Source organism: Ureibacillus sp. FSL E2-3493 (assembly GCF_038077515.1).
Classification (GTDB): domain Bacteria; phylum Bacillota; class Bacilli; order Bacillales_A; family Planococcaceae; genus Ureibacillus; species Ureibacillus halotolerans.
Genome location: NZ_JBBOPK010000001.1, coordinates 1,467,854 through 1,490,305 on the forward strand (window position 1 = coordinate 1,467,854; position 22,452 = coordinate 1,490,305).

Below are 22,452 nucleotides of genomic sequence, written 5' to 3' on the forward strand. Positions count from 1 at the left end.
TATTTTAGTTTATTACTTGGTACAACGATATTATCCTTTTGTGCATCGTCTAGGAGCGGTGTGCATCTTTTATTTTCGGGTGCTGTTTTGATTTCTATTGGTTTTAGGCAAGTATGCTACCATCCAATAGAAAATGACATATAATAAACTGACCTGAGTAACTGAAGGCCAATTTTCCCATAATATAGTTGCAATTTTGGCTTCTTTCAGGTCCATTATGTTCCTTTTCATTAAATAAGCTTGACGCAAGTTTATAAAATTTGTACACTGTGAACAATCAAATGTTTTTTCAGAAAATACAATTTTTAATAGTAAGGATTTGGTGATATTGATAGTATGTAAATTTGGTGGTACTTCCGTTGCGAACGCAGAACAAATTAAAAAAGTGGCGAATATTGTGAGAGCCAATCCTGAGAGAAAGATTGTTGCAGTATCAGCACCTGGTAAACGTTTTGGCGATGATATTAAAGTAACGGATCTTTTAATCGAACTAGCTGATGCAGCCTTAAATAATGGGGATGTTTCGGGGAAATTACAAATCGTAGTAGATCGATTTAAAGAAATTACCGAAGAACTTGGAATAGATGATTCAATTTGCGATGTTATTGCAAAGGATTTGCAAGAACGGGTCGCTTTAGATAAAACAAATGAATTTTTATTTATAGATAATATTAAAGCTAGTGGAGAAGACAATAACGCAAAATTGATTGCGGAATATTTCAATGCCATTGGTTTACGTGCAAAATATGTTAGCCCCAAAAATAAATTAATATTAAACGATTATCCAGAGCGTACAATTGCACTTCCTGAAGCATATGAAAACTTAAAAGACCTAGGTAAAGGCGATGAAGTAATTGTCTTCCCAGGATTCTTTGGTTATACAAGGGAAGGTATTTTACGTACTTTCGATCGTGGAGGCTCAGACATTACAGGGTCTATTCTTGCGGCAGCGGTTAAAGCGGATTTGTACGAAAACTTTACAGATGTTGATTGTGTATTTTCTGCCAATCCTAAAGTTGTTAATAATCCAGTTGGTATTTCTGAAATTACGTATCGTGAAATGCGTGAATTATCTTATTCTGGATTTACCGTTTTCCATGATGAAGCATTAATGCCTGTCTATAAATTAGGTATTCCAGTTACTGTGAAAAATACAAATAACCCATCTGCCCCTGGAACAAAAATTGTGCCAACACGTGCCTTAACAGGGCGTCCTGTAACTGGGATATCGGCGGATAGCGGATTTTCTATTTTATATGTATCGAAATATTTAATGAATCGTGAAATTGGATTTGGACGTAAACTTCTTCAAATTATCGAGGAAGAAAATATTTCTTATGAACATACACCTTCAGGATTAGACGATATTTCTGTTGTCATTCGTTCAAAACAATTAACAGATGAAGCGGAAGAACGTATTGTTAAGCGGGTAAAAGAGGAATTACATGCGGATGACGTTTATTTCCGTCATGGATTGTCGTTAATTGTAATTGTTGGAGAAGGTATGCGTAACAATACAGGTCTTGCGGCTCGTGCTACTTCGGCCATTTCAAGAACTGGAGCAAATATCGAAATGATTAATCAAGGTTCTTCAGAAGTGAGTCTTGTGTTTGGTGTATTACAGCAAACGGAAAATCAAATTTTACGTGCCCTTTACGACGAATTTTTTGCTCCCATAACAGTCGGCTAGGAAATGACTAGCCGTAAATAAGGAAGGTTCTACAGACATACTGTAGAACCTTTTTACTTTCTTAAACCATCATTTTCATCTAGTATTGTATAGTGGAAAATAATTTGAAATATTGGTGAAGAAATAATGAAAACATATGAATACATACACCCGGAAAATATTGAATATACGGGAGAAGTGGCAATAAGAGAAGACAAGGGAGAAACAATAGCCCATTCAAGACGGGTTTACAAACATTTTTTTCAACGGATCATTGACTCTATATTTGATTATCGCTATTTTTTAAAATACGATGTTGTGGATACAGAGGGGAAACAACTATTCACAGTGAAAAAAATCAGTAGAAGAGGAAAGCTTTGGTTTGAAGGATACGATATCCAATTAAACAAAAAATATGTTATTTCTTATGAAAATTGGCGAATTGGCATTCCAACCCTTTATATAACTGATGGAGACATAAAAATTCAATTGGAAAAGGAAATGGAAGACTGGTCAAAGTTTATTTATAATGATCAAGTGATAGCTGAGTGGAAAGCAGAGTATATGGAAGATCAATTCCATATGGTGCTACATATTCATGATCAAAGTCCAATCCAAAAACCGGAATTTTTCATCGCAATTTGCCAAGCAACTTTATTTGTTGGCGCATAATGAAGGAGTGTAATTTATGAACGTTGTTTTTGTCATTACGAAAACGGGAGAAGAAATTTTGGAAATGGTGTCCAATGATGTAGCTGGTCTTCTTGCAGCAGTAAAAGGGGATAGTGTAACATTTCCCTTCGGTAGTTATCAATATGATTTTCATACATTAGACCATTATTTAGAAAATGGAGTTTATCGACAAGAACTCGTTATTTATTTAAAAGAAGAAGACAATCAATTGACTGTCATCCCTGAAACAACAGTTTGAACGTCATGAAAAGTGAGGCTAAATAGTGGTTCAACTATTTTTTATTGGAATTGTATGTTATCTTTTTTTGTTTCTATTAGCAAAACTAAATATTTTTAATGGACTAACTCGTATTTTATCTGTCATAAATATGGTTATTGTCATTGGTTTTGGACTGTTTGTACTAATAAAAACAGGTCTTTTACGTACTATAGCTACTTTTATTAGTTTACTCATCATTCGAATGTCCGAATTGGTGACGGATTTATTTTAAAACCATTTAGAAATTAAATGGGAAGTTGAATCGTAAGCAAACTTTGTGTAAATGAAAGTAAACAGTTGTTATAATGAAATTGGTAATAAAAAAGAAAGAGGGCGATATATGATGAACGCTTATGATGAATATATGAAAGGCATTGTGCAACCAATGCGCCAAGAATTAGTAGATGCAGGTTTCACAGAATTAACAACTGCCGATGAAGTAAATGAATTTATGGCGACAACAAAAGGAGTTTCTTTAGTAGTTATTAACTCAGTATGTGGTTGTGCAGCAGGGTTAGCACGTCCAGCAGTTCGCCAAGCTATTGAAGAAGTAAAACCCGATCATTTAGTAACGGTATTTGCAGGTCAAGATCGTGAAGCGACAGCTGCTATGCGCGGATTTTTTGAGGAAATTCCTCCAAGTTCACCGTCTATTGCAATTTTACGGGACGGTCAATTAGAGTATTTTATTCCACGTGAACAAATTGAAGGATATCCAGTAGAGCAAATTACGGATCATCTTGCTGGTGTTCTGAAACAAGCATGTGCCAAGTAACTGTCGTGACAACAGCTGGGAGACCAGATGAGTTATCCATGATGCTTGCTAAAAAAGCATGTGAGGAATTAAATGTACCCTTCGAACCAAGGAAAAAGCGATCTGTTACGAAAATAAGCCAACTATTAGACGCCAATGTAATCGTAGCAGGAAAAAATCGATATGAATATTATCCGAAAGGTGCTCAAACACCTTTCTTTTTTCATCCTAATTCAGCAGCCTTTCGTTTAAAGCGGGTTGCCCGTGGGGAAAAGGAACCTTTTTTACAAAGCTGTCAACTTGCAGAAGGTCATTCTTTTTTAGACTGTACTTTAGGAATGGGTTCGGATGCCATGTTAGCTGCGTATGCGGTAGGAGAAAAGGGGCGAGTTGTCGGCTTAGAAGCTGATCCGAATGTAGCTTTCATTGTGCGTAATGGAATGAAAACCTACGATACATCCGAACTACCATTAACAAACTGTATGCGTCATATTGAAGTCGTTCAAAGTGAAGCAGTTGCCTTTTTAAAACATCAAAAAAACGATTCCTTTGACGTTGTCTACATGGATCCAATGTTTGAAGAAGTTATTGAAGAAGCAAATAATTTCGAAGCATTAAGGGAAGCGGGACGTCATATTGAGCTTTCAGATGAATGGGTGATGGAAGCGATAAGGGTGGCTAAAAAACGAATTGTTTTAAAGGCCCACTATAAATCAAAGTTATTTGATCGCTTTCATTTTCAAAGGGAAATCCGATTTACTTCGAAATTCCATTATGGCGTAATAGATAAGTGAAATATTGTGTTAAACGGCTGTAGTATCAATGGATTTTACTTTACAGTGAAATGATGTTATAATGTCTATATGCTATTTTAGGGTAGCAGGTAAATAAATTTGGCGTTTCGCTAGAGTTTTTGAAGATACTTATTCACACTGGCGCAAGTATAGGCTTGCAAGGACGCGAAAGTAGGTAGGGTTTGCGTTGCTTAAGTTAGAAGGCGTTTAGTGGAATTTTACCGCGGTTAAGAACGATGCATGTTGTGCATCTATTTATAAAATTCCCCTGATGATAGGGTTGAGATTTAATTTATTTATATGTTACCTTTGAATGCTAAAGGGGTGCCTGATAAATCAGGCACCCCTTGTCTAATTTTCAGAATGAAAAAAGCTACTAAACAGTAGCTTAGGATTTACCTTTATTAGTCGGTAAAGCACATTGAAGTTAAATAACCTAATAATACAAATAAGCCAATTCCGATAGCAGCAGTCATTCAGTTGAACCTCCCTTGTGAAAAAAACAAGCTTTATTTACTTACTTATTGTACAATGAATTAGAAAAAGTTGAAACCTTTTAATGTGTAAAACGTATATATTAATAGAAGCTTTTTACAATATTGTGCGAAATTGAAGGTGATTCCATGAAAAAATGGCTACAAAAAACGCTTGTTATAACCGTAGCATTACTAACGTTTGGGTTGATAACGCCTAACCATGAGATATGGGATGCATTAGAAAATGGACACGGTAATAACGGTTCTTCAGATAGTACTATTCAAAGTAATGCCTCAAACGAACAAGTTACAACTGTTGTTGAAGATGGTTATGCTATTGAACAGTCTGAAGATAAACAAGATTTGGATTCCATCCTATTCGCAGCGAAAGAACAATCATACATAAAGTTTGGACCTAGAATCGCACCAGTTATTGGTCAAGAATTTGAAGAAAAAATTTTCCCGAAATTAGAAGAAGTCATTACGATGACATTATCTAGTTTGGACGAAGACTCAATAAAATATTTAGCAATTACAGATCGACCAAGTGGCCAATATGGAGAAAAAATTTTCCATATTTCCGATGGGACAAGCGGTAAAGATTTAATCCGTTTCCATGTGCGAACTGAAAAACGCCCACAAGACGGTTATTACTACAATTTCCATTACCACACTTCAAAAGATAAATTTGTTGCCCACCATTCATTAGGTGATATTTTTTATTCGAAAAATACTCCACCAAAATGGTTATCTTAAAACGCTGCCCATCATAGGCGGTGTTTTTTTAATGAAAATTGCTACTTTGAAAAGTGACAAACGAGCAAATAATTAATGGGTGAAAGAGTAAAGACAAAACGAATAACTGTCGCATAAAATGAGTAAATTACAAATAAATAAACTAATTTCACGCTTAAATAGTGAAAAATTTCTAATTACAAGGTAAAATAAGAATATTAAAACAATGAGGAGGATGCCGATGATAACCGGTCAGTTAGAGCGAGCGTTTCAATTAGCAGAGAAACATAAACTCGACGTAAGTACAATTTTGGAACTAAACAAAATTATTATGAAGGAGGTTAATTCAACTCCGAAAGTAGAAGATAAAATTCTTCAACAAATTATTCAAATTATTGAAAACAATAAACAGATTTTACGGGAGGCAACATAACAATTGGAAAAACAAATTGAATTGTATGATGATTTAGACACATTTGATTAAAGGCGCTGCTCAGCATAAGGAATAAGAGCAGCGCCTGTTTTTGTTTTATGCCTATTGGTTTATTTATCCAAATCTAATATAATTACATAAAATTCACAATTGGGAGTTTAGTTTTGTACATATTTATTTTAAGACATGGTGAAACAGAAGCAGATCTACTCGATGTTCATGAAGGACGAGCAGATTTTCAATTAACTAAAAAAGGTTACCTTCAAGCAAGTAAAATAGCGAAATACATTACAAATCATTATCAACCTGACGTCATTATTTCTAGTCCGATGACGAGAACAAGACAAACAACTGAGCATATTTTAAGATATTGTGATACGTATGTTGAGTTTGATGAGAGACTGATGGAGTGGAATAATGGTGTACTTGCTGGAATGAAACGAGCAGAAGTGATGGAGAAATTTCCGTTGCCACGAAACGGTCGCCCATTAACAGAAGCAATTGAAGAAGGTGAATCAGAATTGGCTTTTCGCCATCGTGTTGAAGAAGTCATATTTGAGATGCTTGAAAAACATAAAGATTGCCATCGGATATTAATTGTAAGTCATGGTGGGACTATTTCGCACATTATGAACATATTACTTAACCATTCTATAAATGAGCAGGTTATTTTTCCAACTTCAGATGTAGGACTTCATTGTATCGAAATTAAAAATGAAAAGAAAATAGTCCATTTTGTAAATTCAACTTTAAATGACTGATAATTCTGTATTTTGTTCGTTTTCACTGCTCAAATTGATTTTCAGAGAAAACATTTAATAACAACTATCCGCCATTAGATTTAGAATTATTGAATTTGCTGCTTGTTGGTTTTCGGATGCAGCGCAAACAGTTATTAGTAGTGGTGGTAGTTCGTTTCAATTAGCTGTGAGGTGATTAGATGAATAAAGTTTTGGCAATCTCGATTTTAGGAATGGGTTTAACTGGTGCCGTTTTAATTATATCGATCCCTTTGTTGTTCAAATCCCCAATAGGAAATATGTTGCAGATGGTTACTGGTTCTTCAACAATAGCTTTCGTTATTTTTGCTATCTTAGCTTTAATAGCTCGTCGGCGATTAGATGAAAAAAGTGAGTAATCTATTTGTTTGTATTATGGGATAGACAAAAATTTGTCTACTCCTTTTTTACGTAGAATGAATTTGAATATGGCGATAGTCAGTGGAAAGTAGCTGTGCGGACCGAAGAGTGGATAAGAGCTAGTCTCTATTGACTACCTTACAGCACCCGCTTCCTTTTGGGCAATAAACAAATTATTCCTTATCTAGGTTAGCACTTGATACTTAAGAATCGTTTAAAACCCTGTTCTTTAACAAGAAGTCTTCCTCTAAAATTGTAAATGTTCTTGTTATGAAATTCACTTTTACAAGTTCCTTTAAAAATATCTGCAAACTTCATTATTAATGTTTATTCTATTCCCATCAATATTTAAAAGGGAATAGTGGCAAGGTACAATGTTTTGAAATAGATAAAATGATTGCCTAACCCAGTTAGTACTTTAATGGTAATAAGTAAAATGATGAATATCACAAATTTTTCATTAAGTCTATTTGCTAATTTCTTTCCCTCTATAGGAGTCTTTAGTTGTGCTTAGAAAAATTATCATTGGTCTATTTTTCATATTTTATACATATGTTTAATTAAGAAAAAAGAATAGAAATGAAATTAACTTTCTAAAGGAAATGGAAGGCGTTTGAAGGCAACAGTTGTCAGTAAAATGGTTGGTGCTAATATAGAGGATAATACATTTTTAGTATGGATAACTAGAAATGAAGAGGGTGAAGAGATGATGAATAGTGAATATGAAACTAAAGATTTAGAAGTTGAAATATTAAAACATAACATTCGGAAAATGAAGGTTATGAATCAGATTTTTACTATTGTCATTGTGATAATCATGCTCGTCATCAATTTTTTATCCTTATTTCCTTCTTTACAATTTCCTCAAAATGCAGGTAGTCATTTGGGGTATATCCTATTACTTGTTTTTCATTTAGTCATTTATTCTATATTTCGATACCGTAAAATACATTTAACTCCATTGAATAATAAAAAAATGGCGTTTTTTATTAACTTCTATGTTACGTTTTCATTATCTTTAGCAGTACTCGTTTCGATAAAAGATTTAACTCTATATAATCCTTTTCTTATTTATACATTTATTTTATTTACTTGTAGCTCCTTTTTAATTTTAAAAGCGAAACAATTTCTACTTCCGCTAATCATTTCAAGTTTTATTTTACTTATAGGCCTATATAGTGAGCATGGTGAGTTCTCTGTTTCTTATTTACAATGGGTTTATATCGCCATTCTGCTTCCGACTTCCTTTTTACTTTCCCGTTCTCATTATGTATCCTTTGAGAAAAACTTTTATCGTCAATTGGAAATGTTAAAAGAAAGAAATCATACTCGAAGTTTAACCGAGAAGTTGAAAGAAGCAAATGATCAGCTAGAATTACAAACTTTACTTGATCCACTTACGAATTTATATAATCGAAGGGCTTATAATGAATATTTGGAAAAGTTGCAATTACAAACGTTACAATCACCGATTTTACTTTCAGTCGTGATGATTGATGTCGATTGTTTTAAATTGTACAACGATACATATGGTCATATGGAAGGTGACAATGTATTAATTCAAATCGGAATATTATTAAAAGAGCTATCCGAACAATGGAATTGTTTTACTACACGATGGGGTGGGGAAGAGTTTATATTATTATTAACGGACGTTTCAGAGCAACAGGTAGACAATATTTGTCAAAAAATACAAGATGGAGTTTCAAATTTAAATATTCATCACCGTTCATCTACGATTTCTTCGACAGTAACGGTAAGTATAGGTGCTTGTACAAAGAGAATTTATAAAAAAGAGGAAATCACTCATTGTATAAACGAAGCAGATGCTGCCCTCTACTATATTAAACAACATGGTCGGAATAACTATGAACATCGTTCTCTTATACATGTACCATAAATCTATGAAAGTATTTTACCCTCATATTTTTAAAGGCCACATTATCTGTTATAATGAAAAAATTAGAGCAAGGAGTGTGGTAGAAATGGAACATCCAGATACTACTTATTTAAATTTATTACAACATATTTTAGACAACGGTGTAACAAAGGAAGACAGAACAGGGACCGGCACAATGAGTGTATTTGGGCATCAAATGCGGTTTGATTTATCGAAGGGGTTTCCGTTATTAACGACAAAACGGGTGCCTTTTAAGCTAGTTGCAAGTGAATTGTTATGGTTTATAAAAGGAGATACAAACATTCGTTATTTATTACAAAATAAAAATCATATTTGGGACGAATGGGCTTTTAAAAAATGGGTAGAATCAGAGGATTATCAAGGTCCAGATATGACAAACTTTGGTTTGAGAGCAGCAAAGGATACCGAGTTTGCTAAAGTTTTAGAGGAACAGATGTCTATTTTTAACAATAAAGTTTTAGAGGACGATGTATTTGCCGAAAAGTATGGGGAATTAGGGCCTGTTTACGGTAAACAGTGGCGTTCATGGCCAACTTCAAACGGTGAGACGATCGATCAGTTGAAAAAAGTCATCGACCAAATTAAAAATAATCCTGATTCAAGAAGACTAATCGTAACTGCCTGGAATCCTTCTGAAGTCGATGATATGGCATTACCGCCTTGTCACGCTTTTTTCCAATTTTATGTGGCAAATGGTAAGCTTTCGTGCCAGTTATATCAACGAAGCGCTGATGTATTTTTAGGTGTTCCGTTTAACATTGCATCGTATGCATTGTTAACCCATCTCATCGCCCACGAATGTGGACTGGAAGTAGGAGAATTTGTTCATAGTTTAGGGGATACGCATATTTATTTAAACCATTTGGAACAAGTAAAGGAACAGCTACAAAGAGAACCGAAAGAGTTGCCGACGTTGAACATTAATAAAAATAAAACATCGATTTTTGATATGGAATTAGAAGATATAACAATTGAAAATTACAATCCACATCCAACAATTAAAGCACCGATTGCGGTGTGAAAAACGAAGCACACTGCTATTTATTAAACAATAACAGTGTGCTTATTTGTTATTCACTAATCCAAAGGGTTAATAGTTCATCCAATCGATGTTCTAATTTTTCTAATTCCTTTTGATAGGTGATATTATTTGTTTGAGTAAATTGCTGTTTTTTCTTTTCTATTTTTTGTTCCAGCTGTTCAATTTGTTGTTCAATTGAAATAGTCTTTTCTTGTTTTTCTTCAGATGGACGATCAACTTTTTGAACGGTTGTACGCTCACTATGCTTTTGACGAGCCCAACTATAGTTTCCTTCGTATAAAAACAGTTGTTGAGCTTCTAACCAGGCGATTCGATGGAACAGCTGATTGATAAAATACCGGTCGTGGGAAACTGCGACAACGGTCCCTTCAAACTGTTGAATCGTTTCCTCTAATACTTCCCGGGATTCGATATCCAAATGATTCGTTGGTTCATCTAATATTAGCAAATTAATGTCTTGTTGCATTAATTGGGCTAAACGAAGCCGCATTTTCTCGCCTCCGCTTAAGTTCTTTACCTTTTTAAATACATCATAGCCATAAAATAAAAACTTGGCTAAAATATGTCGGGCATCGCCTTCGTTCATAGATATATTCTCTCGAAACACATCAATTAATCGGGCGTTTACATCGTTATATAAAAACTGTTGGGAAAGGTAACCTATTTTCACATTACTGCCGATTCGACATTTCCCTTCATCTTGAATAACATCACCAGTAATCATTTTTAATAATGTAGATTTACCAGTGCCATTGGAACCTACAATTGCAAAACGATCTTGCCAATTGAGTTGGAATGAAACATTTTGAAATAGCAATTTATCAAAGGTTTTACTAACGTTTTCGAATAGAACGACATCTTTTCCGCTACGATCATTTACTTGTAACTTAAGCTGCATTTTTTTCCCAATCGAAGGTTTTTTCACTAGCTCAATCCTCGCCAACGCCTTTTCCATACTTTTTGCTCGTCGATGGAGGGAAGCGTTTGGGGGATTCGCTTCATTTGCCCACTGTTTGAGCCTTTTAATGGTTTCTTTCATCTTCGTAATTTTCTTTTGTTGTTCTTCGTATTGTGTAAACTCGCTTAATATACGTGCTTCCCGTTCTTTTATAAAGGCATCATAATTTCCTATATAAGGGTAGGCAACTCCATTATCAATTTCAATTACTTTCGTGACGACTTCATTCATAAATTGTCGATCATGGCTAACAACAATTAACGTTCCTGAATAATGACTCAAGTAACTTTCTAACCATTCGATCGCTTCCATGTCTAAATGGTTCGTTGGTTCATCTAAAAGTAAAATGTCAGGATTTGTTAATAAAATTTGTCCGAGCATTACTTTTGTTTTTTCGCCACCACTTAGTAAATGGAATGGTGTATTAAGTAGGGTTTTAATGGAAAGACCATTTGCAATCATTTGAATTTGAGCATCCATTTCATAACCGCCTTGGGCGATAAATTGTTCCTGTATTTCACCGTATTGTTTTAATAACTTTTGTAAATTGTTACTATTTCCCATTTGTCCTTCTAATTGTTCCATTTGATGTTGCATATGAAGTAAAGGGGAAAAGGCTTCTTTCAATACGTCATAAACGAAACTATTTTCATAGGGTGGTATTTGATGTAAATAACCAATTGTTGCCCCTTTCTTTTTAATGATTCGTCCTGCGTCAGGGGTTTCTATATTTGCGAGCATTTTTAAAATCGTTGTTTTACCACAACCGTTTCGTCCAACAATAGCTACTCGTTCTCGTTCATGAATATCAATCGTTAAATTTTCAAAAATAATTGATCCACCGTAAATTTTTGTTATGTTTTCCGCTTTTATCGACACTGTGATTTCCTCCATTTTATACACAGTGAAGCCAAACAAAAAAGACTGCTCGATTAACAAGCAGTCTCTTCCTAATTGTGAAAAGAATGGCTAATCAGCTGTGTTTTCGATTTATTTCATTAAAAAAGGGCAGACTAATCCCGTTAATGGCAAAATCGAAAGTAATGACACGTGCAAAATAGTGGTAACAATTCATTTCCACACATGTCGTCACAGCTAATTGATTCATTCTCTTCACCTCCGTTCAAGTTAATTACATATAGTATATTCACTATTGGAAAATATGTCAATTCCCTTACTATTTTGAAAAATTATCAACTAGTGAACAATCATCTAGTAAATCACCTTTGATGATCAAGAGGTGATTTTTTTTATCGGCTATCTATGTTATTATCAAAATACGTATTGTAATCATTTATGCCTTATTTAAGGGAGCTGCAATATGAAAATAATTGTTCTAAATGGAAGACTTTTTGAGAAACTGAAAGGTTTTTTGAACGAATTCATAGAACAAATAGAAAAATAAAATATGAAGTTATTGTTTAAGTGTAAGATGATAATAGAATATACTTTTAAAGTTATGTTTTAACGAAACATCTCCTAAACGTTAACTAAAGATTTATTGGAGGATTACGATGAATTACAAAATTATTAACAAACAAGTATTTGAACAAGCACAATTACGTTCGGTTTCCGACGTTCCATTTACAGAAGAAGAACTTGAAAACGGTATGAAATTAGCGGTATCTAGAGCGGATGATACCCTTGCACTATATTTAATAGACGTGGATGGTCAGAAAAAATTTGATGTCCGTTGGGATGATTCTTCAGAAGTTTTTAGTGGTTGGTATTCGGCTTGGGATAATTTCTCATGGTGCTTATCAGTAGTGGATGGTCAAAAAACAACGAATTAAGCATCTGTTACAACAAAAAAGAGGCTGGGACATAACTAGCTTCAAATAGTGGGAAAGGTGAATTTGAGGAAACTCAAATTCACCTTTCTCTATTTTTGTATGTAAATTCTTTTTTTCTTTAGTTAATGGCCATGAATTTTCTTAAATTCACAGCCATTAATGCGAGGCCCATTTCGTTTTCTACCTTCGATTTTCCTCGTACAGAAAATCGAGTGAAACGCAAATTAGCCTTCAAGAATCCAAAAACTGGTTCCACATCGATTTTGCGTCTTCGATAAATGGCACTTGTTTTCTCTTCTGAAAGCTTTGCTCTTACATATTCTTTTTGCTGTTCCCATTTTTCATTTACCATTAATTTTCGATTGTTGCCTTCTTTAGCTTTGGTACACGATGAACGGAATGGGCATCCCGAACAGTCTTCACACTCGTAAATTTTGAGCTTCCGTTGGAAGCCTGTGTGGTCATTACGGACAGAATAATATTGAAATTCAAGACGTTTTTGATTAGGACATGTATATGTATCGGTTTCTTCATCATACGTCCAGTTATCGGGATTAAATATGTTTTGTTTATACTTTTTCTTTTGTTCTTTCAAATACATACTATACGTAATAAGTGCTTCTCGTTTTCTATTCGAAAGGATATCATGAAAGTTTTGTTCACTACCGTAACCTGCATCTGCAACAATGTGTTTTGGTAACTCAAAATAATGCTGCTCAATCTCATCTAGAAATGGAATTAACGTACGTGTATCTGTTGGATTTGTATATATACTATAGGCAAGCGTATATTGACCTTCCGTTGCGATTTGTACATTATATCCAGCTTTTAATTGTCCGTTTTGCATATAATCATCTTTCATTCGCATAAACGTCGCATCTGAATCTGTCTTAGAATAGCTATTGCGTGTACCAAAGATTTCAAAGTCTCTTTCGTATTTTTGTTTACGTAGGACAAAATCAATCAACTGCTTGCGTAATTGTTTCGGGTATTTACGTTTATTTCTTAAGGCTTTTCGTTCTAGAACATCTGATGATGTTTCAATTTGTTTATCATATTCAGTTACGACATCGTCCACTTTTTGAACTAATTGAGCGAGTTCTTCCAATGATAACTGTTTATCGCTTTCACGTTGAATTTCAGGTATGATTTCACTCTCTAGTAGCTCATTGTATAGCTGGTTTGACTTTTCAATTAAATTTTGGTGATATTTTTCAATGGTTTTCTTCCAAACAAACGTAAATTTATTCGCATTTGCTTCAATTTTTGTACCATCGATAAAAATCGCTTCTTGATCAATAAGCTTTTCTTCAATCAATTGGCAACGGAATTGAACGAAACATTGACGAATTAAATCTTTCACTTCTGGTTGAATACGGAATCGGTTGATTGTACGGTAGCTTGGTTCATATCCTTGGGCTAGCCACATCATTCGGATACTGTCTTTTAATAGGGCTTCAATTTTCCGTCCTGAGAAGATAGATTGTGTATAGGCACATAAGATAATTTTAAGCATCATACGTGGATGATAGGCAGGACACCCCTCATTTCGTAGAAATGGTTCGAACGCTTCATGAGGGATACTTTCAACTAGATGATGGATATGGAAAGCAATATCATTATTTTGTAATTTTACTTCTAAATCTAAAGGCAAAACGAGTTGATTCATGTTATAATCTTTAAACATAAGGATCCTTCTTTCTGTATAATTTTGTTGTGGTGACTTAATTTTATCAGAAGTGGTCCTTATTTTTTATTTAAAATAATCAAAGCCGGTGAAATTTTACTTATCGTAAAATTTCACCGGCTTTTCATTTCAGAGGTGGGTTTTGTCCCAGCCTCTTTTTTAATGGATTTTCCAATGGATAAATTATTCACATAACAGAATTTGTCTAACAAATAAATGTTTCTTCGCAACACAACGATCGCTAATTGTAAAACCGGATTTTTCAATTAAATGATCAATCGTATCGACGGTTACGATGACCGCTTTATCTGCAATTCGTCTTGCGTTTTGAATAATTTCATATTGTTGTTCACGTGTTATATGCGTATAAAGATTGTATGGTAAATCGATTATCGCTACATCATAATGCTCGTTAACTTCCGAAATCGGTCCCTTCGTAATTGTACCTTCTAGTCCAAAATAAGCGATATTTTCCCTTGCTCCTATACATACGAGGGGGTTAATATCCCTTCCGACAATATCAATCCCCATTGATAGAGCTTCAATCACTACTGTTCCAATTCCGCAGCATGGATCAATGACAGAAATACCAGCTGGTTTAGGAACGGCAATATTGGCAATAGCTCGAGCCACTCTCGTGTTTAAAGCAGTAGAATAACTGTTTGGTTTATGTAAGTGTTCACGCCAGACGGAAATACTTTTTTCGTATTTTCCGAAATACCAGTTATTTTCAATCGAAATTAATCCGAAAATTATTTCAGGATGATCTAAATCTGGCTCTCCGTCAATACATAATCCAACTTCACGTTCAATGGCCCGGCGCTCTGGATGGGGAATTTTTTTTGTTTCCCCGATATCCATCTTGTTTAAACAAACGACTTTAAAGGTAGTAGCTGTTTCTTGCATCTCTTTCAAAGAATCTTTTATCTCAGATAAATGGTGGGCTTGAAAGATGACTTGTAGTCGCTCTTCAATAAATGGGCTACGACTTGGGTCTACTTTAACATCGCTAATCATATAATTTGAAGTTGTATCGGTACCAAAAAAGGAACGCATCTCCATTCGACAAAGATCGAATTCATCTTTATGGTGAACGTAAGTGTAAATATAAGTGTCGTAATCTTGTAGGTTATTCAAATAATCATCCTTCATTCTATTGATATTCAATTGATTTTGTTAATTGATCTAAAAAGTGATAAGTAATCGATAAAACTTGTTCTATTGATTGTTCTTCGTGGAAACCTTCCATAAAATCGATTGGGATATTTAGTTCCCATAAACCTTCTTCACCAGAAAAACTACAACTATAAAAAGCATTTTCACCATGTAAATGTTCAGCTAAATAGGATTTAATCCCATCTGCATGTTTTTTTTGCACTTTAAACCCAAGCAAAACCATATAAGTTTTAAATACGTCATCGACTTCAAAGGATAAGGCATCCGTCTTAATATTTTCAAAGGAAGGGGATTCAATATAAAGGAATTCGTTCATATTTTGTTTCAAATGTTGAATTGAGGAAGTAAGAAAGGAATAATTTTCTTTTGAAATTAATTCTTCACTGTCTTTATCACAACGTTCAATGTAAACTTCTGTAAGCTTCATCTGAGGGAAACCTCCTAATTTTTTGTAGTATGTTTTTTCACAAAAATAGACAGCCTTTTAGCTGTCTTCTGTAACGTTATTGTTTATACAAGTGTACCATAATTTTCGGTAAATGTTAAAATACCAACAATTAATTTAACTTAAATAAACTTTTCGTCCAGATTTCTGTTGATGTAGGATGATTGCTTTCAAATAGATGAAATTTTGAAGCGTATGGAATGAACTCTTGATTAATGAAAGGTTTTAATGATTTTGGGCACGCATTAATTAAAATGGAATCTTTTTTTAATGTTTCAATTTGTTTTAAAAAGTCATTTTTTATTTGGGGCATTTCTGTCCACATTTTAACCCAAATTTTATCCCGTAACTCACGATAATTATTATTCATTGCTTTTTCATGGATAAAATGTAAAGAAGTTTGATAATGAACCGCATTTATAATAATCACTCGGTATTTATGTTGCTCCTCTATAACCTGATATTCGTTTAAAGTGCGAATTAATTGATTCATGTTCTTTTCTATTTTTTTCCCTGTTAGTCCTTGAGCAGCTCCAATAGGTGTTAGTTTTTCTTTATTTTGTTCATACTCGTCAATATGAGGGGATTCTAAAATAATTGCAATCGTTTTGTTTTTATAATTACTAGTAATTAAATCATCTTCAAAGTTGGAATTGGAAACAAGACTATTTTTCATTTGAGGTGTTTCAATTAGTATTTTATCATCGTTTAACTCAACAAAAAATCGAGTAACATTTTGAACTTGCTTATTCTTTTTAAAAAAGGAGCGTTTAAGGGTAATCACTTGTTTCTCTTTATCCACATTCAAATATTTACTATTACTTTTAACTAAATCGTCATAAACTGTCTCGCTAATTTCTGTGTTAATGGGATATCCTTCTAATTGAATGGATGATTTTTGTTTCATTAACGTAATCAAAAAATCACTTCCTTTATCTTTTTATTATGAAAACTATTAGCAATGAAAAATGTCTATCATTTATTTATATTAAAATTTTTGTAAAAATATGAATAAAAACGTATAAAATAGAATAGGAAAATGTCTAAAAAAGTAGGAGAGAAAATATGATTTCATTAATTGTCGCCCATGACAAAAATCGAGTTATTGGATACGAAAAGAAAATGCCTTGGCATTTACCTGGAGAGTTAAAATATTTCAAAGAACAAACGATGGGTAAACCGATGATAATGGGAAGAAAAACTTTTGAATCGATCGGTAGACCATTACCTGGCAGAAGAAATATTGTCATTACAAGAAATGAAAACTATACGGCAGAAGGGATCGAGGTCGTTTCAAGCCTGGAGGAAGCATTAAAGCTTGTTTCGAACGAAGACGAAATAATGATTATCGGTGGTGAACAAATTTTTAAATTGGCCCTTCCGATAGCAGACCGTCTTTATATAACGAAAATCGACTATGAATTTCAAGGAGATACGTTTTTCCCAGAGTATGATGGGGAGGAATGGACGATAGTTTCCAAAAGTGAACCGATCGAAGTGCCGGATGGGTATGCATATACTTACTATATTTATGATAGAAAAAAATAACCATCTTACAAAAGTTTTCGCCAACTGTAAAAAGGGTGAAAACTTTTTTATTTTATTTAAATTTTTCTAAATAATTTGAAACTTAATGACGAATTAAACGTACATAAGTTATAGGATTATTTTGGAAGATGAGGTGATATTGATTGGGCGGTTTAGAACTCCATACGATTTACCTATTTACTTTAATTATTGTAGGTTGCATCACGATTGTTTACCTATTGTTCTCCGAAGTTTTTGATGGTGTGTTTGAAGGCATTCCGTTTATTGATCCAGCTGTCATTTTATCCTTCATTACCATTACATCTGCAGCAGGTTTTTTATTAGAAAAATATAGTTCTATGACAAGTTTAATAATCCTTATAATATCTTGTATTCTTTCTGCTATTGTTAGTGCCATTATTTATTATTTCATACTTGTCCCATTAAAAAGTGCAGAAGTTTCTTTAGCTTACACGGAAGAATCCCTTGGTGGTCAAGTGGGAAAAGTGATTGTTCCAATTCCAGTAGATGGATTTGGTGAAATCGTAATCGAAACGGTCAATGGAGTCATATCGAAACGGGCGACAGGATTTGATAACGAAGCGATTGATTATGATGAGGAAGTTCTCGTCATCGAAGCAAAGGAGGGCACCGTTTATGTAAAGAAATACGAATCAACTTTTCAATTTAAATAATTAAGGGGGAATTATTATGATGCTAAGTACAATGATTATTATTGGGGTCGCATTGTTTATCATTGTGGCCATCGTTGCGGTTTATATTACAAAATACAAAACAGTGGGACCAGATGAAGCATTGATTGTAACAGGTAGTTTTTTAGGATCAAAAAATGTCCACACAGATGACTCGGGTAACCGCATTAAAATTATTCGTGGTGGAGGAACATTCGTTTTCCCGGTATTCCAACAATCTGAACCACTTAGTTTATTATCTAGTAAACTAGAAGTAACAACTCCCGAAGTTTATACAGAACAAGGAGTTCCTGTAATGGCCGACGGTACGGCTATTATAAAAATTGGAGGATCTATTTCAGAAATCGCCACAGCAGCAGAACAATTTTTAGGGAAAAGTAAACAAGATCGAGAAAATGAGGCGAAAGAAGTTTTAGAAGGTCATCTCCGCTCCATTTTAGGGTCAATGACAGTGGAAGAAATTTATAAAAATCGAGATAAATTCTCCCAAGAAGTGCAACGAGTTGCAACGCAAGATTTAGCGAAAATGGGGTTAGTCATCGTATCCTTTACAATTAAGGATGTTCGCGATAAAAATGGTTATTTAGATTCTTTAGGGAAGCCGAGAATTGCCCAAGTAAAACGGGATGCCGATATAGCAACAGCCGAGGCTGAAAAAGAGACACGTATTAAGAAAGCGGAAGCAGAAAAAGAAGCCCAAAAAGCTGAATTGTTACGGGCGACAGAAATTGCAGAGGCAGAAAAGGAAAATCAATTAAAAGTTGCAGAATTCCGACGTGAACAAGATGTGGCGAAAGCCCATGCGGACCAAGCTTATGAGTTGGAATCAGCCAAGGCAAAACAACAAGTAACAGAACAAGAAATGCAAATTAAAATTATTGAACGTCAAAAGCAAATTGAGTTGGAAGAAAAAGAAATACTACGTCGAGAGAAACAATACGATTCCGAAGTGAAGAAAAAAGCGGATGCGGATCGTTATGCGATTGAACAAAATGCTGCCGCTCAAAAAATGAGAGAATTGGCACAAGCAGATGCTGAAAAATATCGTATTGAATCGCTAGCTAAAGCTGAGGCGGAAAAAATTCGTTTGGACGGGTTAGCAAAAGCTGATTCGGAACGTGCACAAGGTGAAACGGAAGCAGAAATTATTCGATTAAAAGGTTTAGCTGAAGCTGAAGCGAAACGAAAAATTGCTGAAGCCTTCGAACAATTCGGTCAAGCGGCAGTACTTGATATGATTATTCGTATGATGCCAGAGTATGCAAAAGAAGTAGCAAGTCCGTTATCTAACATCGATAAAATTACAGTGGTTGACACAGGAAATGGGGAAGGTGGCGGTGCAAACCGCATTACATCTTATGCAACGAACTTAATGTCCTCACTCCAAGAAACGTTAAAAGCTTCTTCCGGGATTGATGTAAAAGAACTCATCGAAAATTTTTCAGGTAAAAGAACATTCGATCAACCGATTCAACAACTAGATGAAAAGGAAGAAGAGAAACATTTAGTATAAATATGTTATCGTAATGAACAAAGCGATTAATCATATGATAACGACTAAAATTTATAGTATAATGCAAAAATACTTTAGTAGTTGTATAAAAAAAGGAGTTATCATATGGTTTCTGTCATTATAAGTTTTGGAAGATTGATGAAAGCGTTGTTTCATGCAGTGAAAGAGCCTAAATTTGTTAGCATTTTAACAACAGTTGCTTTCATCGTTTTATCTGGTACTTTGTTTTATTCTAAATTTGAAGGTTGGTCTTATCTTGATGCTGCCTATTTTGCAGTCGTCAGTTTAATTCCTACAGGAGTGAATACGAACCTTACCCCTTCGACAAGTGGAACAAAACTGTTTACGATTTTGTATTTAATTATAGGTACCGGTTTAATGTTTGCGTTACTTTTGACATTAGGTCGTTCGATGATTAAAGAGTCTCCGAAAAGAAAATACCGCTTAAATAAAAATATACACATTGATGAGACTGAAGTGCCGACTCAGTTGAAAACAAAAACATTACCAAACAAAAAATGATAAAAGAAGTCCTAAGTTGGAGAGAACTAGGACTTCTTTTTTTGACATCTTGTTGACATATAAGGATGTTATAATATGTTGAAAAAAAGAGATGCGTATCGAAAAGGGTGATTCTCTAGTGAGCAAAGTAATGATTGTTGAAGATGAACTGGCCATCAATAAAGTGTTAAAAGCCTACTTAGTAAAGGAAGGATATGACGTTATACAAGTGTTTACAGGGCTAGATGCTATGACTAATTTTATAAATGAAAATCCTGATTTAGTATTATTAGATGTGATGTTGCCTGGAAAAGATGGTTGGACGATATTAAAAGAAATTCGTCAAAACGGCAACTGTCCAGTCATTATGTTAACGGCTTTAGGTGATGTCCATTATAAATTAGAAGGATTCCATGAAGGAGCAGATGATTATATCGCAAAACCGTTTAATGCAGATGAAGTGGTAGCCCGTGTAAAGGCAGTATTAAAAAGATCCTCCTTCATCCAAATGGATACAGTGAAATTTGGCCAATTAGAAATAGATTTTAAAGGGCATTCGGTTTATTTAAACGGAGAAGAGGTCGTGTTAACGCCACGAGATTTATCAGTACTATTGTTTCTAGCAGAACACCCAAATCAAACATTTACACGGGACCAGCTTATTGAACAAGTGTGGGGGTGGGAATATGATGGCAGTGATCGGGCGGTAGACTTAGCCATTAAGCGGCTTAGAAAAGCCCTTGCCCATTGGCCACCAGAGCAAGGGGAAATTAAAACTTTAAGAGGGTTAGGTTATCAATTCCATGTCTATAAAAAATAAACGAGTTTCCTTATTAACTTATTGGACGAGTAGATATGTATTAACATTATGTATTGGCTTGCTCATTATATCGCTTATTTTCGCGATGTGGATACGTCATACAACATTAGAATATCGTCTTGAAATGATGACGTTTATGGCAGAAGATACAGTGAAAAGAATTACGGATACACCAAAAGAGTTGCCTAAATCGATTGAAGAAAGAGATTGGTTTAACTTTCGAGACATCGATCCAATTGTTTACATCGTTGATCAAACGGGAGAGTTGGTTTCTGTCAATAGACCTTTTAACCCACTCGTTGATATTGATTTTAATGAATTGTTACAAAATAAAGAGTTAAGTAAAATAAAAAGTCCTTCTACGAATGAAACATATTATGTAGTAAAGAAAGAAATTGAAATGGAAAACGAAGTCGTCGGCTGGGTTTTTGTACTGGAAACGAAACAACATTTAACTGAAGTAAAGCAACAGTATGGTCAATTGGCGATATTTATTATTGCCCTTGGAATATTAGGTTGGGTTGCCATTTATTTTTTATCCCGCAGACTATCCCGACCGATTATGAAAGTAGCAGAAGCTGCGAAACAAGTGCAATCGGGAAATTATCATATTCAATTATCCTCTTCTATAAAAGAAAATGAAGTATATGAGCTTGTATCATCCTTTAAGGATATGGCAAGTCGTCTGCAACAGTTGGAGAAAACGAGAACGGAGTTATTAGCAGGAGTTACTCATGAATTAAAGACACCGGTTACATCCATAAGTGGGCTCCTACAAGCTGTTAAAGATGGTGTTGTCACGGGAGATGAGGCGGAAGAATTTATAAAAATGGCCTTAGTGGAAACAACAAAAATGAAAACAATGGTTGGAGATTTATTGGCTTTTAATTCCTTTGCGGTTGATGCAGTACCAGTGAAAATAAACCATTATGAAATTAATCGATTGATAGCTGATATCTTTTCCCAATGGAAGGCAACTTTACCTGATCGGCAAATCGACTTCGATTACCATTGTTTAGAAAGGGAAGTATTTGTATTAGCTGATTTAGTTCGAATCCAACAAATTGTAACGAACCTATTAACAAACGCAAGCCAATCGATGATTGATGATGGGAAAATTACGATTACATTAGAGGAAAGGGAGCATGATGTCACAGTATTTGTAAAAGATACAGGTTCCGGTATAAATAAGGAAGATCAACCTTTTATTTTCGAACGATTTTTTAGAGGGGAAAATAAAAAATATACTGTGCGCGGTCTCGGTTTAGGGTTACCTCTTAGTAAAATGATGGCCCAATCAATCGGAGGGGACCTTCAGTTAAAAGAAAGTAACCAAAGCGGTACTTGTTTTGAACTCCTATTGAAAAAAGTGAAACGTAGCGAAGATTGATCGCTACGTTTTTT

The 22,452-nt window shown here is 34.4% G+C and carries 25 protein-coding genes; 19 read left to right on the top strand and 6 right to left on the bottom strand.

The window, feature by feature from the left end; translation table 11 throughout:
• The first annotated feature begins 328 nt into the window (after window positions 1-328).
• The 12 genes from MHH69_RS07455 to MHH69_RS07510 all read left to right on the top strand — a co-directional run bounded on the left by MHH69_RS07455 (window position 329) and on the right by MHH69_RS07510 (window position 9,894).
• Window positions 329-1,690, top strand: coding sequence for an aspartate kinase (locus tag MHH69_RS07455; RefSeq protein ID WP_122971706.1), 1,362 nt, complete (start codon window positions 329-331; stop codon window positions 1,688-1,690).
• A gap of 126 nt (window positions 1,691-1,816) precedes the next feature.
• Window positions 1,817-2,341, top strand: coding sequence for a tubby C-terminal domain-like protein (locus MHH69_RS07460; protein ID WP_122971707.1), 525 nt, complete (start codon window positions 1,817-1,819; stop codon window positions 2,339-2,341).
• A 16-nt stretch (window positions 2,342-2,357) separates the two neighbouring features.
• Window positions 2,358-2,600, top strand: a complete 243-nt coding sequence (locus MHH69_RS07465; protein WP_122971708.1) for a thymidylate synthase — start codon at window positions 2,358-2,360, stop codon at window positions 2,598-2,600.
• A gap of 25 nt (window positions 2,601-2,625) precedes the next feature.
• On the top strand, window positions 2,626-2,853 hold the full coding sequence (locus MHH69_RS07470; protein WP_122971709.1) for a hypothetical protein: 228 nt from the start codon (window positions 2,626-2,628) through the stop codon (window positions 2,851-2,853).
• Between the two features lie 111 nt (window positions 2,854-2,964).
• Window positions 2,965-3,396 carry a BrxA/BrxB family bacilliredoxin gene (locus tag MHH69_RS07475; protein ID WP_122971768.1) on the top strand — a complete coding sequence of 144 codons (432 nt, stop codon included), beginning with the start codon at window positions 2,965-2,967 and terminating at the stop codon, window positions 3,394-3,396.
• Window positions 3,384-4,169 (top strand): class I SAM-dependent methyltransferase, encoded by a 786-nt coding sequence (locus MHH69_RS07480; RefSeq protein ID WP_122971710.1) that lies wholly within the window; start codon window positions 3,384-3,386, stop codon window positions 4,167-4,169. The genes MHH69_RS07475 and MHH69_RS07480 overlap by 13 nt, the downstream gene beginning before the upstream one ends.
• Window positions 4,170-4,792: 623 nt before the next feature.
• Entirely contained in the window at window positions 4,793-5,401 is a 609-nt protein-coding gene (locus MHH69_RS07485; protein WP_122971711.1) for a YpjP family protein, read from the top strand.
• Window positions 5,402-5,621: 220 nt separating this feature from the next.
• Window positions 5,622-5,813 (top strand): ABC transporter permease, encoded by a 192-nt coding sequence (locus MHH69_RS07490; protein ID WP_122971712.1) that lies wholly within the window; start codon window positions 5,622-5,624, stop codon window positions 5,811-5,813.
• Between the two features lie 164 nt (window positions 5,814-5,977).
• Window positions 5,978-6,574: a histidine phosphatase family protein gene (locus tag MHH69_RS07495; protein ID WP_158599683.1), complete on the top strand. Its 597-nt coding sequence runs from the start codon at window positions 5,978-5,980 to the stop codon at window positions 6,572-6,574.
• A gap of 179 nt (window positions 6,575-6,753) precedes the next feature.
• Window positions 6,754-6,951, top strand: a complete 198-nt coding sequence (locus MHH69_RS07500) for a hypothetical protein (protein WP_122971714.1) — start codon at window positions 6,754-6,756, stop codon at window positions 6,949-6,951.
• Between the two features lie 614 nt (window positions 6,952-7,565).
• On the top strand, window positions 7,566-8,852 hold the full coding sequence (locus tag MHH69_RS07505) for a GGDEF domain-containing protein (protein ID WP_341362029.1): 1,287 nt from the start codon (window positions 7,566-7,568) through the stop codon (window positions 8,850-8,852).
• A gap of 85 nt (window positions 8,853-8,937) precedes the next feature.
• Window positions 8,938-9,894, top strand: coding sequence for a thymidylate synthase (locus tag MHH69_RS07510; protein ID WP_122971716.1), 957 nt, complete (start codon window positions 8,938-8,940; stop codon window positions 9,892-9,894).
• Between the two features lie 49 nt (window positions 9,895-9,943).
• Here the strand turns inward: MHH69_RS07510 and abc-f are convergent, their stop codons facing one another.
• Both abc-f and MHH69_RS07520 read right to left on the bottom strand, forming a co-directional pair.
• The gene (gene abc-f, locus MHH69_RS07515) at window positions 9,944-11,752 is read right to left on the bottom strand and encodes a ribosomal protection-like ABC-F family protein (protein ID WP_122971717.1); all 1,809 of its coding nucleotides are present in this window, start codon (window positions 11,750-11,752) and stop codon (window positions 9,944-9,946) included.
• A gap of 94 nt (window positions 11,753-11,846) precedes the next feature.
• Window positions 11,847-11,981 carry an RAxF-45 family protein gene (locus MHH69_RS07520; protein ID WP_277749712.1) on the bottom strand — a complete coding sequence of 45 codons (135 nt, stop codon included), beginning with the start codon at window positions 11,979-11,981 and terminating at the stop codon, window positions 11,847-11,849.
• 406 nt (window positions 11,982-12,387) lie between these two features.
• On the opposite strand from MHH69_RS07520, the gene MHH69_RS07525 reads away from it, so the two are divergent.
• The gene (locus MHH69_RS07525) at window positions 12,388-12,666 is read left to right on the top strand and encodes a hypothetical protein (RefSeq protein ID WP_122971718.1); all 279 of its coding nucleotides are present in this window, start codon (window positions 12,388-12,390) and stop codon (window positions 12,664-12,666) included.
• Window positions 12,667-12,784: 118 nt separating this feature from the next.
• Here MHH69_RS07525 and MHH69_RS07530 read toward each other — a convergent pair whose 3' ends face one another.
• From MHH69_RS07530 to MHH69_RS07545, 4 genes are all read right to left on the bottom strand, one after another.
• Entirely contained in the window at window positions 12,785-14,353 is a 1,569-nt protein-coding gene (locus MHH69_RS07530) for an IS1182 family transposase (protein ID WP_341361769.1), read from the bottom strand.
• Window positions 14,354-14,536: 183 nt separating this feature from the next.
• Window positions 14,537-15,490 carry a TRM11 family SAM-dependent methyltransferase gene (locus tag MHH69_RS07535; protein WP_421930388.1) on the bottom strand — a complete coding sequence of 318 codons (954 nt, stop codon included), beginning with the start codon at window positions 15,488-15,490 and terminating at the stop codon, window positions 14,537-14,539.
• A 16-nt stretch (window positions 15,491-15,506) separates the two neighbouring features.
• A complete protein-coding gene (locus MHH69_RS07540; protein WP_122971719.1) occupies window positions 15,507-15,956 on the bottom strand; it encodes a hypothetical protein in 450 nt (149 codons plus the stop codon).
• 130 nt (window positions 15,957-16,086) lie between these two features.
• A complete protein-coding gene (locus tag MHH69_RS07545) occupies window positions 16,087-16,893 on the bottom strand; it encodes a hypothetical protein (protein WP_122971720.1) in 807 nt (268 codons plus the stop codon).
• Between the two features lie 146 nt (window positions 16,894-17,039).
• Here MHH69_RS07545 and folA point away from each other — a divergent pair, with 146 nt between their 5' ends.
• The 6 genes from folA (at window position 17,040) to MHH69_RS07575 (ending at window position 22,438) form a co-directional block, all read left to right on the top strand.
• Window positions 17,040-17,522 carry a type 3 dihydrofolate reductase gene (folA, locus tag MHH69_RS07550; RefSeq protein WP_122971721.1) on the top strand — a complete coding sequence of 161 codons (483 nt, stop codon included), beginning with the start codon at window positions 17,040-17,042 and terminating at the stop codon, window positions 17,520-17,522.
• A 143-nt stretch (window positions 17,523-17,665) separates the two neighbouring features.
• Window positions 17,666-18,196 (top strand): hypothetical protein, encoded by a 531-nt coding sequence (locus tag MHH69_RS07555; protein ID WP_122971722.1) that lies wholly within the window; start codon window positions 17,666-17,668, stop codon window positions 18,194-18,196.
• Window positions 18,197-18,212: 16 nt separating this feature from the next.
• Window positions 18,213-19,727 carry a flotillin family protein gene (locus tag MHH69_RS07560; RefSeq protein ID WP_122971723.1) on the top strand — a complete coding sequence of 505 codons (1,515 nt, stop codon included), beginning with the start codon at window positions 18,213-18,215 and terminating at the stop codon, window positions 19,725-19,727.
• Between the two features lie 105 nt (window positions 19,728-19,832).
• Window positions 19,833-20,249 carry a potassium channel family protein gene (locus MHH69_RS07565; RefSeq protein ID WP_122971724.1) on the top strand — a complete coding sequence of 139 codons (417 nt, stop codon included), beginning with the start codon at window positions 19,833-19,835 and terminating at the stop codon, window positions 20,247-20,249.
• Window positions 20,250-20,367: 118 nt separating this feature from the next.
• On the top strand, window positions 20,368-21,048 hold the full coding sequence (locus tag MHH69_RS07570; RefSeq protein WP_122971725.1) for a response regulator transcription factor: 681 nt from the start codon (window positions 20,368-20,370) through the stop codon (window positions 21,046-21,048).
• Window positions 21,032-22,438, top strand: coding sequence for a HAMP domain-containing sensor histidine kinase (locus MHH69_RS07575; RefSeq protein WP_122971726.1), 1,407 nt, complete (start codon window positions 21,032-21,034; stop codon window positions 22,436-22,438). The genes MHH69_RS07570 and MHH69_RS07575 overlap by 17 nt, the downstream gene beginning before the upstream one ends.
• Window positions 22,439-22,452 lie beyond the last annotated feature (14 nt).

Excerpts from the sequence above, each read along its gene's own strand:
- MHH69_RS07460 (WP_122971707.1), top strand. The coding sequence starts at position 1,817 with ATGAAAACATATGAATACATACACCCGGAAAATATTGAATATACGGGA.
- MHH69_RS07560 (WP_122971723.1), top strand. The coding sequence starts at position 18,213 with ATGATGCTAAGTACAATGATTATTATTGGGGTCGCATTGTTTATCATT.
- MHH69_RS07510 (WP_122971716.1), top strand. The coding sequence starts at position 8,938 with ATGGAACATCCAGATACTACTTATTTAAATTTATTACAACATATTTTA.
- MHH69_RS07525 (WP_122971718.1), top strand. The coding sequence starts at position 12,388 with ATGAATTACAAAATTATTAACAAACAAGTATTTGAACAAGCACAATTA.
- MHH69_RS07540 (WP_122971719.1), bottom strand. The coding sequence starts at position 15,956 with ATGAAGCTTACAGAAGTTTACATTGAACGTTGTGATAAAGACAGTGAA.
- MHH69_RS07520 (WP_277749712.1), bottom strand. The coding sequence starts at position 11,981 with ATGAATCAATTAGCTGTGACGACATGTGTGGAAATGAATTGTTACCAC.
- MHH69_RS07480 (WP_122971710.1), top strand. The coding sequence starts at position 3,384 with ATGTGCCAAGTAACTGTCGTGACAACAGCTGGGAGACCAGATGAGTTA.
- MHH69_RS07475 (WP_122971768.1), top strand. The coding sequence starts at position 2,965 with ATGAACGCTTATGATGAATATATGAAAGGCATTGTGCAACCAATGCGC.
- folA (WP_122971721.1), top strand. The coding sequence starts at position 17,040 with ATGATTTCATTAATTGTCGCCCATGACAAAAATCGAGTTATTGGATAC.
- MHH69_RS07500 (WP_122971714.1), top strand. The coding sequence starts at position 6,754 with ATGAATAAAGTTTTGGCAATCTCGATTTTAGGAATGGGTTTAACTGGT.
- MHH69_RS07490 (WP_122971712.1), top strand. The coding sequence starts at position 5,622 with ATGATAACCGGTCAGTTAGAGCGAGCGTTTCAATTAGCAGAGAAACAT.
- MHH69_RS07485 (WP_122971711.1), top strand. The coding sequence starts at position 4,793 with ATGAAAAAATGGCTACAAAAAACGCTTGTTATAACCGTAGCATTACTA.
- MHH69_RS07575 (WP_122971726.1), top strand. The coding sequence starts at position 21,032 with ATGTCTATAAAAAATAAACGAGTTTCCTTATTAACTTATTGGACGAGT.
- MHH69_RS07565 (WP_122971724.1), top strand. The coding sequence starts at position 19,833 with ATGGTTTCTGTCATTATAAGTTTTGGAAGATTGATGAAAGCGTTGTTT.
- MHH69_RS07530 (WP_341361769.1), bottom strand. The coding sequence starts at position 14,353 with ATGTTTAAAGATTATAACATGAATCAACTCGTTTTGCCTTTAGATTTA.
- MHH69_RS07465 (WP_122971708.1), top strand. The coding sequence starts at position 2,358 with ATGAACGTTGTTTTTGTCATTACGAAAACGGGAGAAGAAATTTTGGAA.